The 17801-nt window shown below is 64.7% G+C and carries 19 protein-coding genes; all 19 read left to right on the forward strand.

Annotated features, from left to right (window positions below):
* Positions 1-53: 53 nt before the first annotated feature.
* Entirely contained in the window at positions 54-824 is a 771-nt protein-coding gene (locus EJ069_RS02715; protein WP_126059963.1) for an IclR family transcriptional regulator C-terminal domain-containing protein, read from the forward strand.
* Positions 825-991: 167 nt separating this feature from the next.
* Complete coding sequence (locus EJ069_RS02720; RefSeq protein WP_126059964.1) at positions 992-1717, forward strand: GntR family transcriptional regulator; 726 nt, start codon at positions 992-994, stop codon at positions 1715-1717.
* Positions 1718-1719: 2 nt separating this feature from the next.
* Positions 1720-2766, forward strand: coding sequence for an ADP-ribosylglycohydrolase family protein (locus EJ069_RS02725; protein ID WP_126059965.1), 1047 nt, complete (start codon positions 1720-1722; stop codon positions 2764-2766).
* Positions 2763-3737 carry a PfkB family carbohydrate kinase gene (locus EJ069_RS02730; RefSeq protein WP_126059966.1) on the forward strand — a complete coding sequence of 325 codons (975 nt, stop codon included), beginning with the start codon at positions 2763-2765 and terminating at the stop codon, positions 3735-3737. The genes EJ069_RS02725 and EJ069_RS02730 overlap by 4 nt, the downstream gene beginning before the upstream one ends.
* 39 nt (positions 3738-3776) lie before the next feature.
* Positions 3777-4841, forward strand: a complete 1065-nt coding sequence (locus tag EJ069_RS02735) for an ABC transporter substrate-binding protein (protein WP_126059967.1) — start codon at positions 3777-3779, stop codon at positions 4839-4841.
* A 27-nt stretch (positions 4842-4868) separates the two neighbouring features.
* Positions 4869-5738: an ABC transporter permease gene (locus EJ069_RS02740; protein ID WP_126059968.1), complete on the forward strand. Its 870-nt coding sequence runs from the start codon at positions 4869-4871 to the stop codon at positions 5736-5738.
* On the forward strand, positions 5738-6526 hold the full coding sequence (locus EJ069_RS02745; protein ID WP_126059969.1) for an ABC transporter permease: 789 nt from the start codon (positions 5738-5740) through the stop codon (positions 6524-6526). The genes EJ069_RS02740 and EJ069_RS02745 overlap by 1 nt, the downstream gene beginning before the upstream one ends.
* The gene (locus EJ069_RS02750; protein ID WP_126059970.1) at positions 6526-7590 is read left to right on the forward strand and encodes an ABC transporter ATP-binding protein; all 1065 of its coding nucleotides are present in this window, start codon (positions 6526-6528) and stop codon (positions 7588-7590) included. Before EJ069_RS02745 ends, EJ069_RS02750 begins: the two co-directional genes overlap by 1 nt.
* A gap of 267 nt (positions 7591-7857) precedes the next feature.
* The gene (locus tag EJ069_RS02755; RefSeq protein WP_126059971.1) at positions 7858-8454 is read left to right on the forward strand and encodes a thioredoxin family protein; all 597 of its coding nucleotides are present in this window, start codon (positions 7858-7860) and stop codon (positions 8452-8454) included.
* A gap of 46 nt (positions 8455-8500) precedes the next feature.
* On the forward strand, positions 8501-10126 hold the full coding sequence (locus EJ069_RS02760; protein WP_126059972.1) for an FAD-binding protein: 1626 nt from the start codon (positions 8501-8503) through the stop codon (positions 10124-10126).
* Positions 10123-10446 (forward strand): ferredoxin family protein, encoded by a 324-nt coding sequence (locus tag EJ069_RS02765; RefSeq protein ID WP_126059973.1) that lies wholly within the window; start codon positions 10123-10125, stop codon positions 10444-10446. The genes EJ069_RS02760 and EJ069_RS02765 overlap by 4 nt, the downstream gene beginning before the upstream one ends.
* An 11-nt stretch (positions 10447-10457) precedes the next feature.
* Positions 10458-11294: an ABC transporter ATP-binding protein gene (locus EJ069_RS02770; protein WP_126059974.1), complete on the forward strand. Its 837-nt coding sequence runs from the start codon at positions 10458-10460 to the stop codon at positions 11292-11294.
* A gap of 12 nt (positions 11295-11306) precedes the next feature.
* A complete protein-coding gene (locus EJ069_RS02775) occupies positions 11307-12212 on the forward strand; it encodes an ABC transporter permease (protein ID WP_126059975.1) in 906 nt (301 codons plus the stop codon).
* Between the two features lie 25 nt (positions 12213-12237).
* Positions 12238-13254: an aliphatic sulfonate ABC transporter substrate-binding protein gene (locus tag EJ069_RS02780; RefSeq protein ID WP_126059976.1), complete on the forward strand. Its 1017-nt coding sequence runs from the start codon at positions 12238-12240 to the stop codon at positions 13252-13254.
* A gap of 166 nt (positions 13255-13420) precedes the next feature.
* Positions 13421-14509 carry a Gfo/Idh/MocA family oxidoreductase gene (locus EJ069_RS02785; protein WP_126059977.1) on the forward strand — a complete coding sequence of 363 codons (1089 nt, stop codon included), beginning with the start codon at positions 13421-13423 and terminating at the stop codon, positions 14507-14509.
* A 51-nt stretch (positions 14510-14560) separates the two neighbouring features.
* A complete protein-coding gene (locus tag EJ069_RS02790) occupies positions 14561-15475 on the forward strand; it encodes a sugar phosphate isomerase/epimerase (protein WP_126059978.1) in 915 nt (304 codons plus the stop codon).
* 15 nt (positions 15476-15490) lie between these two features.
* Positions 15491-16588, forward strand: a complete 1098-nt coding sequence (locus EJ069_RS02795; protein WP_126059979.1) for a fatty acid desaturase family protein — start codon at positions 15491-15493, stop codon at positions 16586-16588.
* A gap of 26 nt (positions 16589-16614) precedes the next feature.
* Positions 16615-16929: a MocE family 2Fe-2S type ferredoxin gene (locus EJ069_RS02800; RefSeq protein ID WP_126059980.1), complete on the forward strand. Its 315-nt coding sequence runs from the start codon at positions 16615-16617 to the stop codon at positions 16927-16929.
* Positions 16930-16968: 39 nt separating this feature from the next.
* On the forward strand, positions 16969-17772 hold the full coding sequence (locus tag EJ069_RS02805) for a 3-methyl-2-oxobutanoate hydroxymethyltransferase (RefSeq protein WP_126059981.1): 804 nt from the start codon (positions 16969-16971) through the stop codon (positions 17770-17772).
* Positions 17773-17801 lie beyond the last annotated feature (29 nt).

The following is a 17801-nucleotide window of genomic DNA, read 5'->3' on the forward strand; positions in this document are numbered from 1 at the left end:
GATACTTCTAGCCCTAACCTATGGATTGAGTCAACGCTGGCCTGGAGAGGTTCGTGGAAGAGGAATCCATCTCACGCGATCATGTCGGTTCGCTGGAACGCGGCCTGGCGGTGATGGAAATCCTCGCGCGCCATCCGGCTGGCATGACGCTGACCGAGATGGCCGAGGAGGCGGATCTTACGCGCGCGGGCGCCCGCCGCTTTCTGCTGACATTGGTCGCCACAGGCTACGCCACGCAGTCCGGCCGGCTGTTTTCGCTGTCGCCGCGTCTCTTGACCGTCGCGCGGACATGGCTCGGCGGCGCTTCGCTCTGGACCTTCGCCGCACCCATCATGCGCGAGGTGGCGGGGAAATTCGACGAAGCCTGCAACGCGGCGGTGCTGTCGGGCGAGGACGTCGTTTATGTCGCGCGCATCCCTGGACGGCGAATCTTGAGCGTTGCGCTCGATGTCGGCACCAGGCTGCCGGCCTACTGCACCTCGATGGGGCGCGTCCTGCTTTCCGGGCTGCCTGCGGACGATTTGAAGGCCTTCCTGACGCAAGCGAGGATCGAGCGGCGAACGCCGAAGACGATCACCGGCCGCGCCGCGCTCGGCAAGGCCATCGACAAAGCGAGGGCTGACGGTTTCGCCATCGTCGACGAGGAACTGGAGCTCGGCCTGCGCTCCATCGCGGTGCCGATCGTCGATCGCGCCGGCCGCACCGTCGCGGCCATCAACGTCTCGACGCAGTCGGCGCGTTTCTCGGTCGAGGCGATGGAGCGCGACATCCTGCCGGTGCTGCGGCAAGCCAAGCAGCGGGTGGAGGAGTTTTTCTTCGTTTGATCTGTGATTGCTGTCGACGCGCCAATTGTCTGAGGCAGGGCTGCCCCTTATCCGGCTGCCGCCACCTTCTCCCCGTATAGTGACGGGGAGAAGGAACTAGCCGTTGACGCTTCATTTCATATCCACTAATGAACAGGATTATACAGGTTCATTGAACAGGTATCGATATGGCCCGTCGCGCGATGCAACTCTCACCCGGCACGGGCAAGCCCGAGCAGATCGCGACGGTTCTGGAGCATGAGATACGCTCCGGTGTGCTCGGCTTCGGCGACCGCCTGCAGAGCGAGAACGAGCTCGTCCAGCGCTTCTCCGTCAGCCGCAACACGGTCCGCAAGGGACTGGAAGAACTGTCGAGCCGGGGACTCATCACTACCAAGGTCGGCATCGGCTCCTTCGTCACCTTCGACGGCATGCCGGTCGACGACGCGATCGGCTGGTCGCGCGCGCTTGCCAATGCCGGCGCCAATGCCGAGACCCGTACCTTGCGGCTCGAGATCATCGAGGACGCCGAGCTGGCGACCAGGCTCGGGGTCGAGAGCCCATCTTTCATCGCCGTCGACCGCGCCCGCACCAATGCCGATGACGGCCATGCCATCTCGATCGAGCGCAGCCGGCTGCCGCTGTCGCCCGAACTGGAAGACATTCCCTTGCGCGGCCTGCGCGAAGGCACGCTCCACCAAACGCTGCGCGGGGCGGGGCTCGTGCCCGACCATGGCGAGGAATGGGTCGATATCGAGATGCTGAGCGCTGCCGACGCCGCGATCCTGGCCTGCGCGCCGGGCACGCCGTTCCTGCGTACACGCCGTCTGACGCGCGCCGCCGACGGACGCGCCATCGAATTCGTCACCAGCCTGCTCAACCCGGCGCATTTCGCGCTGCATCTGGAGTTCTGAGCATGGCAGGGGAGGCGAGCGATCGAACAATTGGCGACAGGGCAATGGGCGCGCTGGTCGGCGGGGCGCTGGGCGATGCGCTGGGCATGCCGACGCAGCTTCTGTCGCCGGTCCGCATCGCCGAGCTTTACGGCCATGTCGAGGATTTCGTCGCGCCCGCCGCCGATCACCCGGTGTCGAAAGGGCTGCCGGCCGGCGCGATCACCGACGACACCGAGCAGGCACTGCTGCTTGGCCGCATCCTGGTCGAATCCGGCGACCGCTTCGACCATGCGCGCTGGGTCAACGCGCTGCTCAACTGGGAGCGCGACGTCAAGGCGCGCGGCAGCTACGACCTGCTCGGACCATCGACCAAGCGCGCCATCGACGCTATCAACAGCGGCGTGCCGGCCGAAGAGGCCGGGCGCGGCGGCGATACCAATGGCGCGGCGATGCGTATCGCGCCGGTCGGCATCATGATGCCGCCGGAGCCGCTTGGCGCGCTGGTCGCCAAGGTGGCGGAAACCTGCCGCGCCACGCACAACACCTCCATCGCAATAGCTTCCGCAAGCGCCGTTGCCGCCGCTGTCAGTCTCGGCGTCTCGGGCGGTGACTGGCGCGCCGCTTGCGGCCATGCCGTCGCGGCGGCAAGGCTTGGCGCCACGCTTGGCCACTGGGTCACCGGCGGCGATATCGCCGCGCGCATTGTCTGGGCGCAGGAGCTTGTCCGCGGCAAGGCGGAGAAGGAAGCGATCAAGCTGATCGTCGATTTGATCGGCACCGGCGTCGCCAGCCAGGAATCGGTGCCGGCTGCCTTCGCGGTGCTGGAGGTCGCGCAAGGCGATGCCTGGCGGGCTGCCGTCATTGCCGCCAATCTCGGCGGCGACACCGACACGATCGGGGCGATTGCCGCCGGCATGGCCGGCGCCTGCGCCGGTCTGTCGAAGCTGCCGCGGGACCGCATCGCCGAGCTGAAAGGCATCGAGATCGCGGAGGTCCGCGCGCTGGCTGCGGATCTGGTCGCGGCCCGGACGGCCAAGACCGGCGCGGGCGAGGAGGACGCGGCGTGAGCGGTCGGCTCGTCCATGTCGGCAGCGCGGTGGTGGATTACGTCTACCGCATCGATGCGTTGCCGGCCGTCGGCACGGAAAAGACCGCGTCAGCTTACGCCCGCGTCGCCGGCGGCGGTTTCAACATGATGGTCGCGGCAAGCCGCACCGGCATGAAGGTGGTGTTCGGCGGCCAGCTCGGCACCGGGCCGGACGGAGACTTCCTGCGCGCCGCCTTCGCCGCCGAAGGCATCGAGACGCTGACGCCGCCGTCGCCGTCGATGGACAGCGGCAATTGCGTGGCCATGATTAGCGGGGACGCGGAGCGCACCTTCGTTTCCTGGCCGGGCGCCGAGAGCCGGCTGACGCCGGACATGATGAAGCCGGTCCAAATCCTTTCGGGCGATTGGGTTTTCACCTCGGGCTATACGCTGAGCTATCCCGGCAGCCGGGATGCGCTGGCCGACTGGATCGAGGCGCTGCCGGACGGCATTCCTTTCCTCTTCGATCCGACGCCGGTGATCGCCGATATTCCGCGCCGGATCCTGGACAGGGTGCTGGCGCGCGCAACCTGGCTGAGCTGCAACACCAATGAGGCCGCAGAGATTGCCGGCGCCGGCGACGCCCAGACCGTCGCCATACGATTGCTGGCCGAGCATTGCCCCAGCGCCGAAGGCGTCGTCATCCGCGCCGGCGCGCATGGCTGCCTGGTGCGCATGGCCGATGGCGGCACCCGCGCGGTTCCCGGATTTGACGTCGAAGCCGTCGACACCAACGGGGCCGGCGACACGCATATCGGCGCCTTCGTCAGTGGCCTTTCGCGCGGCATGTCGCCTTGCGAGGCGGCTCGCTACGCCAATGCGGCCGCCGCGCTTTCGGTCACCCGCCATGGCGGGTCCTCGGCGCCGATCGACATGGAGATCCAGGAGTTCCTGACCGAGCGCGGCGAAGCGATGACCGCGCCTGGCCGGGCGGAAGCGACTGCAACTTAACAAGCCCGTCAATCGGGCGAACAATGAGAGGAAAAGAACATGCGCATGCCCAGACTGACCGCTTTTCTGACGGCCACCGCCGTCTTCGTCTCCGCATTCACGCTGGCAGCACAGGCCGCTGAGGAAGTGCATGTGCTCAACTGGAAAGGTTACGGCGCCGACGAGCCGTGGGCGGTCGCCAATTTCGAGAAGGCGACCGGCTTCAAGGTGGTCAACGACTTCTTCAACTCCGAACAGGAGATGCTGACCAAGATCCGCACCAATCCCGGCCTCTACGACGTCGTCATGATCAACGCCGCCTTCAACGACCAGGCGATGGCCGGCAAGCTGATCCAGCCGATCGACGTCTCGAAGCTCTCCAACTATGCCGATATCGCCAAGGACAAGGCCGGCTCGCCGATGCTCAACCATGACGGCAAGGTCTATGGCGTGCCGTGGGTGTGGGGCCTGACCGCGCTGGCCATCAACGACAAGTCCTTCGACAAGCCGCCGACGTCGATCGCCGAGATGTGGGACCCGGCGCATAAGGGCCGCGTCATCATCCGCGACGACGCGGTCGAGGCGGTGCAGTTCGGCGCGATCGCGTCGGGTCAGAACATCAACGACATCAAGGATATGGATGCGGTCAAGGCGAAGCTCACCTCGCTGATGCCGCAAATCAAGACCTTCTGGAGCTCGGAGAACGACTGGAACCAGATGGTCGCTTCCAACCAGATCGACATCGGCACCTATTGGAGCGGCTCGGCCGATCGCGCCAAGACGCATTTCAAGCTGCCGGTCTCCCTCGTCATCCCGCAAGAGGGTGCCGTCGCCTGGCTCGACGCCTTCTCGATTCCCGTCGGCTCGAAAAACGTTGCCGGCGCCGAGGCCTTCATCAACTACATGATCGATCCGAAGTTCTACGTCGAATGGGTCACCAAGGTCGGCGCGCCGGTTTCGGCCAACACCAAGGCGGTCGACGCGCTGCCGGAGGATGCCTTCAACCGCAAGGTCATGGGCAGCCCGGATGTCGCCAAGCGCATCCAGTTCCAGGCGCCGGTCACCGACGAGCAGCGCGAGAAGTATCTGGCGCTGTGGCAGGAGCTGAAGGTCAACGTGAAGTAATCGAGTCTTTCGGGGAGGAGAGGCGGGATGGCTGACCAGCTTGCGATCGGTTCGCGCCGCGGACTGAAGCCGGCCCTGCCGCTTCTCCTTCCCGCCTATCTGTGGCTGACAGTGGCGATCTTCCTGCCGCTGTCGGCCATGGTCTTCTTCTCCTTCATGACCGACCTGCCGCTGGCCGGAAAGGAATGGTCGTTCACGCTCGGCAATTACGCCGCCTTCTTCTCGCAGAGCCTCTATTCGACGCTTCTGTTGGCCTCGCTGCGGCTCGGCCTCGAAGTGACGCTGTGGTGCGTCGTTGTCGGTTATCCGGCGGCCTATGTGCTGGCCAAGGTGCTGAAGGGGCGCAGCCGCGAGGCGATCTTCCTGCTCGTCATCCTGCCCTTCTGGTCGAACGGCCTTGTGCGCATCTTCTCCTGGGCGATGGTGCTGCGCGAAGGCGGCATCCTCGACACGGCGCTCAACGCCGTGCTGCCGTTCAAGATCAACATCGATCTCATGTATTCCTATCCCGCCGTCATCATCGGCCTGGTGCACTCCTATGTGCCCTACATGGTGCTGACCTGCTATCTCACGCTGCAGGCGATCGACGACTCGCTGGTCGAGGCCGGCCGCTCGCTCGGCGCATCGCGGCGGCAGGTGCTGTGGCGGGTGATCATCCCGCTGTCGATGCCGGGGCTTATCGCCGGTGCCGCGCTGATTTTCGTGCCGGTGGTCGGCTCCTTCATGGAGCCGCGCATCCTCGGCGGCCGCACCGGCACTTTCTACGGCACGGTCATCGAGGATCAGTTCGTCGCCGTCTTCAACTGGCCGCTGGGCGCGGCGCTCTCCTTCATCCTGCTCGCCGTCGTGCTGATCATCCTGGCGCTGGCCGCGCCTGTGCTGCGGAGGGCTGCGTGATGGCGACGACGCGCATCCTCGAATGGGTCGGGCGCTTCTACATCGTGCTTTTGCTCGGCTTCCTCTATCTGCCGATCATCATCATGGCGGCGATGTCCTTCAACGCCTCGCCCTTTTACCAATTACCGTTCGAGTGGACGACGGACTGGTACGCCTCGCTCTGGCAGAACGATCAGCTGATCGCGGCGACCTGGAACAGCATCGAGATCGCGATCATCACCACTTTGATCTCGACGGTGCTGGGCTCGATGGCCTCGCTGGCGCTCTACCGTTACGAGTTCCGCGGCAAGAAACTCCTGCAGGCGCTGCTCTTTCCGCCGATCGCCATTCCATGGCTGATCACCGGCACGGCGATGCTGATCTTCTTCTTCGGCGTCGGCATCGGCCGCGGGCTTGTCGCGATCCTGCTCGGCCATGTCGCGTTGGCGCTGCCTTATGTCATCGTCGTCGTCTCGGCGCGGCTGCAGACCTTCGCGCCAGAGCTGGAGGAGGCGGCGCGCTCGCTCGGCGCCAATCAGTGGCAGGTGACCATGCGCGTGACCTTGCCCTGGATCATGCCTGGCGTGATCGCCGGCGGGCTGTTCGCCTTCGCCGTGTCGTTCGACCAGTTCGTGGTTTCGTATTTCCTGTCGACGCCTGGCCAGACGACGCTGCCGGTCGAAATCTACGCCGCGATCCGCAAGGGTTTTACCCCTGAGATCAACGCGGTCTCGACGATCATCATCGTCGTGTCGATGGCGCTGATGCTGCTCACGGCGCGTTTCTTCAAATTCGGCGGAGAGAAATAATGGCTGGCGTCCAGGTCGCGAACGTCTCCCGCAGTTTCGGCGCGCACAAGGCGCTGGACGATGTCTCGATCGATTTCGCCGATGGCGGCTTCTATGCGCTGCTCGGGCCGTCCGGCAGCGGCAAGACCACGCTGCTGCGCCAGATCGCCGGCTTCGATTTTCCAGATGCTGGCCGCATCGCCATCGGCGGCGAAAGCGTCGAGCGCGTGCCGGTCGAGAAGCGCCGCATCGGCATGGTTTTCCAGAACTATGCGCTGTTCCCGAATATGAGCGTTGCCGACAATGTCGCCTTCGGTCTCTCGGTGCGTGGCGAGCCGAAGGCGACGATCGCCACGGAAGTGCAGCGCGCGCTGGATCTCGTGCAGCTCGGCAAGCTCGGCGGGCGCAAGCCGCACCAGCTCTCCGGCGGCCAGCGGCAGCGCGTGGCGCTGGCGCGCGCCATCGTCACCAAGCCGCGCGTGCTGTTGCTCGACGAGCCGCTCGGCGCGCTCGACAAGGCGCTGCGCGTCGACATGCAGATCGAGCTGAAGCGCATCCAGCGCGAGATCGGCATCACCACCATCTTCGTCACCCACGACCAGGAAGAGGCGCTGACGATGAGCGACCGCATCGGCATCCTGCGCGACGGCCGGCTGGTGCAGGAGGGGCCGCCGGAAGAGATCTACGACAGGCCGCAAAGCGAGTTCGCCGCGACCTTCCTCGGCGACGCCAACATCTTTCGCGGCGATGCGACCGGCTTCGGGATCAAGCTGCCCGACGGCACGACGATCGCGGCTTCGACAGGTGCCTCGGTGCCGGCCGGCGCCAAGGCAAGTTGCGCGGTCCGGCCGGAACGCATCCGGATTTCGACCGGTGCGGCAAAGCCCGATCCAGCCGGTGCCAACATGCTCACTGGACAGGTCTCGAAGCGCATCTTCGCCGGCAACAACAGCACCTATTTCGTCGACCGCGATGGCCAGACGCTGAAGGTGATCGTCCAGAACACCGGGGCCGAAAGGTTGGCCGAAGGTCAGCCGGTCGTGCTTAGCTGGTCGCCGGACAGCACAGTGCTGATCGCGGCTTGAAGCCGGCACGGCATATTGCCAGCGGCCCGCGTTGATGGCGCCGCGCCTGGCGCTCCGCGCCGCAAGGACAGTGCCATCGGGTGTTTTTCTCCGGCAGGCGCTGCGACCGAACAGGTTTGCCGCCGTTACCCGAATATTGGCAGGAAATTCTACCACTCACGGTTGACCCCGAAGCGGCATAACCGCCTATAATTCTACTAAATTCATAGACTAACTGCGGCCGCTTGGCGCCGTCGTTTGTCCCTGAGCGAGACCGGGAGAGCTTCCATGCCGAAAACCGAATCCAACCCCATCGAGCTCGGCACACGGGCCGCCGATTTCATCCTGCCCGACGCACAGGGCGTCCTGCACCGCCTCGGCGATTTCGATGCCAAGCCGGCGCTGCTTGTCGCCTTCATTTCCAATCGCTGTCCCTTCGTCGTGCTGATCCGCGAGGCGTTCGCGGCTTTCGCCAGGGACTATGCCGCCAAGGGCCTGCAGGTTGTGGCGATCAACGCCAACGACCATGAGGCGCATCCCGAGGAGACGCTGGCCCGCATCGGCGAGGAGGTCGAAAAATTCGGCTATTCCTTCCCCTACCTCAAGGACGCATCGCAGCAGACGGCGAAGGCCTACGGCGCGGCCTGCACGCCTGATTTCTTCCTGTTCGGGTCCGACCGCAGGCTTGCCTATCACGGCCAGTTCGATGACGCGCGGCCGGGCAATGGCAAGCCGGTGACGGGCGCCGATCTGCGCGCGGCGGTGGACACGGTGCTTGAGGGCGGCAGGCCCGCCGCGAGCCAGGTGCCGTCGATCGGTTGCAACATCAAGTGGAGCGCCGGCAATGAGCCGGCGTGGTTCTCCGGCGCTGCTCGCGCCGCCTGAAGCAGATCCCGCATTCATTGCCTCATTGCCTCATTGCCGCGTAGCCATGCCCCAGCCACAACGATCCGCTTCCGACAGCCTGCATCTGCAGGCCGACGTGCTGGTGCTTGGCGGCGGGCCTTCGGCAGCGTGGGCGGCGGTCGCGGCGGCTGAAAGCGGCGCCAAGGTGGTGCTCGCCGACAAAGGCTATCTCGGCACCAGCGGCGCCACCGCGCCATCGAACACTGGAACGTGGTGCGTGCCGCCGGGCGAGAATCGGCATGCGGTGGTGGAGCGACGCTGGCAGCGCACCGGCGAACTGGCCGACCAGCGCTGGATGCTGCGCTGCGTCGATACGGCCTATCAAAACCTCCTGAAGCTTTCGGAATGGGGATATCCGTTCCCAAGCGAGGATGACGGGCGGCTCTACATCGCCAATTTGCGCGGTCCCGACTACATGCGCTTCATGCGCCGGCGTGTGCTGATGGCCGGCGTCACCGTGCTGGACCATCACCCGGCGCTCGAGTTGCTCTCGGATGGCGATGCCATCGTCGGCGCGGCTGGTCTTGCCCGGCAAGCGGGCCACGACTGGCGCGTCGATGCCAACGCCGTGGTGCTGGCAACCGGCGGCTGTGCCTTTCGCGAGCGGATACTCGGCGGCACCGGCCTGACCGGCGACGGCTACCTGATGGCGGCGGAAGCCGGCGCCAGCCTGTCCGGCATGGAATTCACGGGCAAGTACACGCTGGCTCCCCATGGTTCCTCGCTGAACAAGGGCCTGCCATTTCGCTGGGCGTCGTTTTATCGCGAGGACGGGTCGCCGATCGTCGGGCCAACCGGCGAGCCATTGCGCAACGGCATCGGCGAGCGCGAGAACGAGGTGGCGCGCGCGCTGATCGAAGGACCGGTCTATGCGCGGCTCGACCAGGCCGAGCCGGCGCTGCAGGGCTGGCTGCGGCAGGGACAGCCGAACTGCTTCGTGCCCTATGACCGGGCCGGCATCAATCCCTTCGCCGAACTGTTCCGTATCACGTTGCGCGCCGAAGGCACGGTGCGCGGCACCGGAGGCATCGACATCGTCTCCGACGATTGCGCCACCGGCGTGCCTGGGCTCTATGTCGCGGGCGACGCCGCCAGCCGGGAGATCATGACCGGCGCGGTTTCTGGCGGTGGCGCCGTCAATTCCTCCTGGGCGCTGGCCAGCGGCTGGTGGGCCGGCAAGGGCGCGTCCGTCCATGCCAAGCGCTGGACCGGCAAGGCCTTCCGCCGGGAGGCGCGGCCCCTGGGCCAGGCCGGACTGCGTCCGTCGGCAGTGGCGCGCGCCGACATCGCGGCGGCCGAGGTCATCGAAGCGGTGCGCGGCGAGGTCACGCCACTGGACGGGAATTTCTTCCGCACCGGCGAGCGTCTCGAAAAGAGCGCCGAGCGGCTGGAAAGTGTCTGGCGCGATGTGCGTGCCCATCTGCAGGGCGAGGGGATGGACCGTCTCCGCAGCCGGGAGGCGGCGTCGATCGCCGCCACAGGGCGCTGGTCGGTTGCAGCGGCACTGCGCCGCGCCGAAAGCCGCGGCATGCACCGCCGCACCGATTTGCCAGGCAAGAACACGGCACTCGCGCATCGGCTGGTCATTACTGGCGTCGATGATTTCCGCATTGCGGGCGCGCCCGAGCGGCTCGCGGAGCTGGCGTCATGATCGAGATCGTCTCGGCCACCCGCTGCGTCGAATGCGACATCTGCGTCAAGGTGTGCCCTACCAATGTCTTCGACGCCACGGATGGCGTGCCGGTGATTGCCCGCCAGGACGACTGCCAGACCTGCTTCCTCTGCGAGATCTACTGCCCGACCGACGCGCTCTATGTGGCCGAGGCCGCCGAAGGGCCGACCGGCATCACCGAAGCGGAGGTCGAGGAGCGCCGTCTGTTCGGTTCATACGCCCGCGCGCTCGGGTGGAAGCGCGGCAAGGCCGGCGGCTCGGAATTCGACCCGACGCATCGTATCCGCGTGGCGCAATAGAGGCGACAACCATGGACCGCATCGTCGTCAGCGATATCAGGAAAACCTTCCAGCTCAAGCCGGGCCAGTTCGTCACCGTCGATGGTGAGGCGACCGACCGCGTGACCGTGCTCGACGGTGTCGATCTTTCCATCCGCAGGGGCGAGTTCATCACGCTTGTCGGGCCAAGCGGCTCGGGCAAATCGGTGCTGCTCGATATTATTGGCGGTTTGACGCAGGCGACGAGCGGCGGCGTTCAGCTCGACGGCAGGCGCATCACCAAACCGGACCCCAAAACCGGCTATGTGTTCCAGCAATATGCCTTGTTTCCCTGGCGTACCGCGCTGGCCAACATCGAATATGCCTTGGAGGTGCGCGGCGTCGGCAAGGCGGAGCGAACCGCCACCGCGCGCCGCCTGCTGTCGCTGTTCGGGCTGGCCGGCTTCGAGGACCGTTTCCCCAACCAGCTTTCCGGCGGCATGCAGCAACGCGTGGCGATCGCGCGCGCCCTGGCGAGCGATCCGGAGGTGCTGTTGATGGACGAGCCGTTCGCCGCGCTCGACCAGCAGACGCGCGAGCTCCTGCAGGGCGAACTGCTCAGGATCTGGGGCGAGATCAGGACGACAGTGATCTTCGTCACCCATTCGATCGACGAAGCGATCTTCCTCGCCGACCGCGTGGTCGTGATGACGGCGCGCCCGGGCACGGTGAAGGAGATCATCGATATCGATTTGCCGCGCCCGCGCGGTGGCGACATCCGTGCCAGCACCACCTTCAACGACTACCGGGCGCGTGTCTGGGAGGTCCTGCGCGACGAGGTCAACAAGGCGCAGAAGGACTGGACGCTGTCGCCGGCCTATAGCCACTGAGGAGTTCGAGCCATGGCCTATCTGACCGAAAAGCTTGGTCCCGTTGCGGGCTTTCGCGCCCTTGCCGGAGCCGGCAAGGCATCGGCCAAGGCTCCGGCCGTCACGGCTCGCAGCGAGGCCCGCGGCATCGGGCGCCGCAGGGGCGCGGCCGGGCTCGGCACTTTCCTCTACGGCCTGCCGCTGCTTGGCCTGTTCATCCTTGCCTGGGAGATCGCGCCGCGGCTCGGCTGGCTGAACCGCATCTTCTTTCCGCCGCTGAGCGAGGTGCTGGTCGCCTGGTGGGACCTGCTCGCCTCGGGCGTGCTGATCGACCATATCGGCATCAGCCTGCAGCGCGCGGCGATCGGCTTTGCGCTTGGCGTGGTGGTGGCGATTCCGCTCGGTCTCCTGATGGGGCGCTATTCGCTGTTCGAAAAGGTGTCCGACCTCCTGGTGCAGACCTTGCGCAACACCTCGCAGTTCGCGCTGCTGCCGGTGTTCATCCTACTGCTCGGCATCGGCGAGGAATCGAAGGTGGCGATCACCTTCTACTCCTCGGTGTTCTTCCTGCTGGTCAACACGATCAGCGGCGTCAAATCGGTCGATCCGCTGCTGATCAAGGCGGCGCGCTCGATGGGCACATCCGATTTCGACCTGTTCCGGAAAGTCATTCTGCCGGCGGCCATTCCCTCGATCGTCGCCGGCGCGCGGCTGGCGGTGAAATCATCGCTGTTCGCGGTGATCGGGGCCGAGATGCTGGCCGCCAAGTCCGGCCTCGGCTTCTTGATCCAGAATTCGCAGCTGATGATGGAAACGGCCGACATGTATGCCGGCATCCTGACGCTCACGGTCATCGGGCTGACCGTCAACTATCTGCTCGTCTGGTTCGAGCGCTGGGCGACCGCCTGGAAAGGCCAGTCCGAAAACTCGCTCGTTTAAGCCATTCAATCGGGAAGGATTCACCATGACCACCGCATTCAACGCATTTCGCCGGCTGCTCCTTAAAGGCGTCGTTGCCGTCGCCATCGGTCTTGGCGGCGCGCCTGCCTTCGCTCAGGACAAGCCCGAGGTGATCCGCATCGGCAGCACCGCGCCTGGGCACTTGAAGTTCATCCTCGCCCAGAAGGACGGATGGTGGGACAAGGAATTCGCCAAGGACGGCATCAAGGTCGAGCTGGTGACCTTCAACGGCGGTTCCGAAGCGACGACGGCACTGGCGACAGGCGCGATCGAGTTCACCTATACCGGCAACAATCCTGCGCTTCGCGTCGCGGCCTCGGGCGCCGACGTCAAGCTGATCGGACTGTCGAGCTATCTGAAATCGGGTGGCTCCTATGTCATCGTCAAGAACGATTCGCCGCTGAAGACGCTGCAGGATCTCAAAGGCAAGAAGGTCGCCTATCTCACCGGCACTGTCAGGCATTCGAATTTCAGCAAGGCGCTGAACAGCGTCGGCCTGACGACCGCCGACGTCGAAGGTCTGAACCTGCCCTTCGAGGCGTCCGGACCGGCACTGCTGCGCGGCGACATCGACGCCATCGTCGAGACCGACTCGACCGCCGCCAAGCTGGTCGACACCGGCGAGGCGAGGGTGCTGTTCGACACCGGCACGCATCCTGAATGGAACGTGCCGAACGTCATCTCGGTCAACGGCGCCTTCGCGGCGAAGTATCCCGATCTGGTCAAGCGGCTGCTGAAGGTTGATATCGAGATTTCGCGCTGGGCCGATGCTCATCCCGAGGAGACCATCAAGACCTTCGTCGAGGCGACCAAGTCGTCTGAGAAATCGGTGCGCAAGACGTATGCCGACGGCCTGTTCCACCAGGACCCGAGGCTCACCGACGATGCGATCGCCGCCTTGAAAGGCGAGGAGAAATTCATGGCCGGCGCCGGGCTCCTGAAAGGTTCCATCGACTACGGCAAATGGGTCGACAAGAGCTTCGTCGACAATGCCGCCGCTGAAGTCGCAACCGTCCAGTAGCGACCGCCAGGCGATCTTCGAGGCCGCGCCGGCTGGCGCGGCCTTTGTCATTCCAGCCCAACGAGCGCGTGCATGCCGATCGCTGTCGCTGATGGGAAATGATGGCGCTGGCCTTGGCTGAGGCCTGGACCATCGCGTTATATCCAGTCCTCGACGGGAGGAATGGATGGCGAGCACGGGTTTCGAGCCGGACGTAAAGGTCCGGGTCAACGACTACCGGATCGGCTGCATCGGCGCCGGCATGATCATGGCCGAATGCCATCTTGCCGCCTATGCGCAGGCCGGCTTTCCGGTGGTGGCGATCGCCTCCCGCACCAAGGCGAATGCCGCGAAGGTCGCGGATCGCTGGCATATCCCGACCGTCCACGACACGCCGGAGCAATTGATCGAGGATGATCGTGTCGAGATCGTCGACCTCGCCTTTCCTCCCGACCAGCAGCCGGCGCTGATCCGCCATGCGCTGAAGCAAAAGCACATCAAGGCGGTCTTGGCGCAGAAGCCGCTGGCGCTTTCGGTCGAGGAAGCGGTGAGGCTGCGCGACGAGGCGGCTGCCTCCGGCAAGGTCCTCTCGGTCAACCAGAACATGCGCTACGACCAGTCGATGCGCGTTCTGAAGCAGATCATCGACAGCGGAGCGCTTGGCGAGATCGTCTTTGCCGAGATCGACATGCACGCGATCCCGCATTGGCAGACCTTCCTAACCGGTTACGACCGGCTGACGCTCGCCAATATGAGCGTGCATCATCTGGACGTGCTGCGCTTCCTGTTCGGCGATCCGGACGAGATCACCACGCTGACGCGCGAGGACCCGCGCACACAGTTCGAGCATACCGACGGCATCACCGTGTCGACGTTGCGCTTTCCTTCCGGCGTGCTCGCGGTATCGCTGGAGGATGTCTGGTCCGGTCCACGCCAGGAAGGCTACGACGACGACCAGCACATCAACTGGCGCGTCGACGGCACCAAGGGCGTTGCCAAGGGCACTATCGGCTGGCCGAAGGGTGTCGCCTCAACGCTGGCCTATGCCTCGACCGAGACGACGGGCGGCAAATGGATCAGCCCACGCTGGGAGACGATGTGGTTCCCGCACGCCTTCATCGGCGTCATGGAGCAACTGCAATATGCCTTGAAGACCGGCACGCCGCCGGCGCTGTCCGTTGCCGACAACGTCAGAACCATGGCGCTGGTCGAGGCCGGCTACCGGTCAATGGCCCTGGGCCGTACCGTCAAGCTGTCCGAAATCCGCGTCGACTGAGCCAGCCGAAAGACGCGGCAACTGAATCGCTTACCCGGAGGACTTCACCTCATGATGCAGGCAGGTATCTTCACAGGCTATTTCCCCTACGAGCTGGAGGAAACGGCAAGGCGCATCCGCGCGCTCGGCTTCAACACCGTGCAGCTCGACCTGCATTTCAAGGACATCGACCTGTCGGCCGGGCAGATCACGAAGGACAAGGCGAGGACGGTGCGCGACACGTTTCGCGACCACAATCTGCCGGTCTGCTGCGTGTCCGGCTACACCAACATCATCCATCCGGACAAGGAAGAGCGGGACAGGCGGCTTGCCTATCTCAAGGAGATCATCCGCAACGCGCGCGACTTCGGTTCCCCCTATGTGATCTCGGAGACCGGCACCTACAACACCGAGTCCGACTGGGTGCATCACCCCAAGAACAAGACCGAGGAAGGCTTCGAGGAATGCCGCAAGGTGATCTCGGATCTCGCCCGGACGGCTTACGACCACGGCGCGGTGTTCCTGCTCGAGACCTATGTCAACAACGTCGTCGGCTCGGTCGAGGAGACGGTGAAAATGTTCGCGCAAGTCGATCATCCAGGCCTTGGCCTGCTGATGGATCCGACAAACTATTTCGAGGCGCACAATATCGACCGCATGGACCAGGTGCTCAACCAGGTGTTCGACACGCTGACCGACAAGATCAAAATCGCGCATGCCAAGGACGTGAAGCGTTCGGGCAGCGACAAGACGGAAAAGCATGCCGATATCGGCGACGCGGACGCGCATGAGGGACTGACCTTCCGCGGCGTCGGCGAGATCGAGCTACCGGCGCCGGGGCTGGGCGCGCTGAACTACGACCTCTATCTCAAGCGGCTCAGCGAGAAGCATCCGAACATCCCGGTGATCATCGAGCATCTGACCGAGGACGACGTGCCGCGCGCCAAGACATTCCTCGACGGCAAATTCCGCGCGAACGGGCTGTGATTGCGGGGAGGGATGATGACGACGGCCTCCGGCACCAAGCGCGACTACAGCCTTGTCGGCGAGAGTACGCGCCGGGCGATCGAGACCGGGCTCGCCTCGGCCGAGTGGTATCACACCGATGTGGCGCGCAAGACCATGAAGGAATTGATGCAGCGCTCGGACGGGCCGGCGATCCGCGATACCATCATCTGGATCGTCGCGATCCTGGGCTCGGCCGCCGGCATCGTCTGGTTCTGGGGCACGTGGTGGGTGGTGCCGTTCCTGTTCGTCTATGGCGTGCTTTATGGCTCGTCGAGCGACTCGCGCTGGCACGAATGTGGCCACGGCACCGCCTTCCGCACCCGCTGGATGAACGACGTCGTCTATCACATCGCCTCCTTCATGCTGATGCGCAATCCGGTGCAGTGGCGATGGAGCCATGCCCGCCATCACACCGATACGATCATCGTCGGCCGTGACGCCGAGATCGCGGTGATGCGTCCGCCGGACCTCGTCAAGGCGGCTTTGGCCTTCACCGGTATCCTCGACTTCCGCTATTCGCTGCCGACGCTGGTGCGGCAGGCCTTCGGCTTATTGTCGGAGGACGAGAAGAGCTACATTCCGGAGATGGAGCAGCACAAAGCGGTGATCGCAGCGCGCTGGCACATGGTGGTTTACGCCGCGACGATCGCTGTCGCCATCGCGCTTAAATCATGGATACCGCTGGTGCTGATCGGCCTGCCGCGCCTCTATGGCACCTGGCACATGGTGCTGACGGGGCTGCTGCAGCATATCGGGCTCGCCGACAACGTCACCGACCATCGGCTCAACACGCGCACCGTCTACATGAACCCGGTCAGCCGGTTCATCTACTGGAACATGAACTACCATGTGGAGCACCATATGTTCCCGATGGTGCCCTACCATGCGCTGCCGAAGCTGCATGAGCTGATCAAGCACGATCTGCCGGCGGCGAACCCGTCGATGTGGCACGCCTATCGCGAGGTCTGGCCGGTGCTGCTCCGACAACTGAAATACGAGGACTTTTACCTCAAGCGGGAATTGCCGCCGACGGCCAAGCCTTATCGCGGCGAGTTCCACGATCTCGACATAACGGCCGCGGCCGCCGAATAGGCGCTACGGCAATTCGGAGATAGACGATGGCGGACTGGGTCGAAGCATGCGCGGTCAATGACGTGGACGAGGAGGACGTGATCCGCTTCGACCATGGCGGCCGCAGCTTCGCGATCTACCGCTCGCCGGAGGACGCCTTCTTCGCCACCGACGGTTTCTGCACGCATGAGAAGGCGCATCTCGCGGACGGGCTGGTAATGGACGACATCATCGAATGCCCCAAGCACAATGGCCGTTTCAACTACAAGACCGGCGAGGCCAAGGGCGCGCCGGTCTGCGTCAACCTCAGAACCTATCCGGTCAAGGTCGAGGGCGGTAAGGTGATGATCGATATCGGCTGACAGCAACGCACCGCAACACATAGAGGGAACCGAAGTCCGATGAGCCGAAAGAGACCGACCGTCGCCGATCTGCGCGCGATGAAGGGCAAGCGGCAGCTGACCATGCTGCGCGTTCTGACGCTGGAAGAGGCCGAGGCCGCTGAGCGGGCAGGGGTGGACATCGTCTCGGTGACGCCGGAGCTGGTGCTCAATCCGCAGTATCGCGATGCGGCGCCCAGCCTCTTCACCATGCCCGGCGAGAACTTCTTCGAAATCGGCACCCCCGACGATTTCCTGCGTTGGGCTTTCAGGCTCTACAAGGCCGGCGCCGACGCGGTCTATTGCAGCGCCGGCTATGCCACGATCAAACGCATGGCCGACGACGCCATTCCGGTAATCGGCCATGTCGGCCTCATTCCTTCCCGCGCGACCTGGACCGGCGGCTTCAAGGCCGTCGGCAAGACCGCGGATACGGCCATGCAGGTGTTCGAGGCGGTGAAGCAGTTGGAAGCCGCCGGCGCCATCGGCGCCGAAATCGAGGTCGTGCCGGTGGAGGTGGCGAAGGCGATCTCCGAGCGCACTTCGTTGATCATGCTGTCGATGGGCGCGGGCACCGGCTGCGACGCGCAATATCTGTTCGCCGAGGATATTCTCGGCGCCAATCGCGGTCACATGCCGCGCCACTCGAAGGTCTACCGCAACTTCGCAGCCGAATATGACCGGCTGCAGCAGGAGCGCATCGCGGCGTTTTCCGAATATGTCGCCGACGTCAACAGCGGCGCCTATCCGGAAGACAGGCACATCGTGCACATGGATCCGGACGAGCTCACCCTCTTCATGAAGAAGGTGGACGGAAAGACCTGAACGGGCGGCGATAGGTCCTGCTTTAAGTT

Source organism: Mesorhizobium sp. M2A.F.Ca.ET.043.05.1.1, assembly GCF_003952445.1.
Taxonomy (GTDB): Bacteria; Pseudomonadota; Alphaproteobacteria; order Rhizobiales; family Rhizobiaceae; genus Mesorhizobium.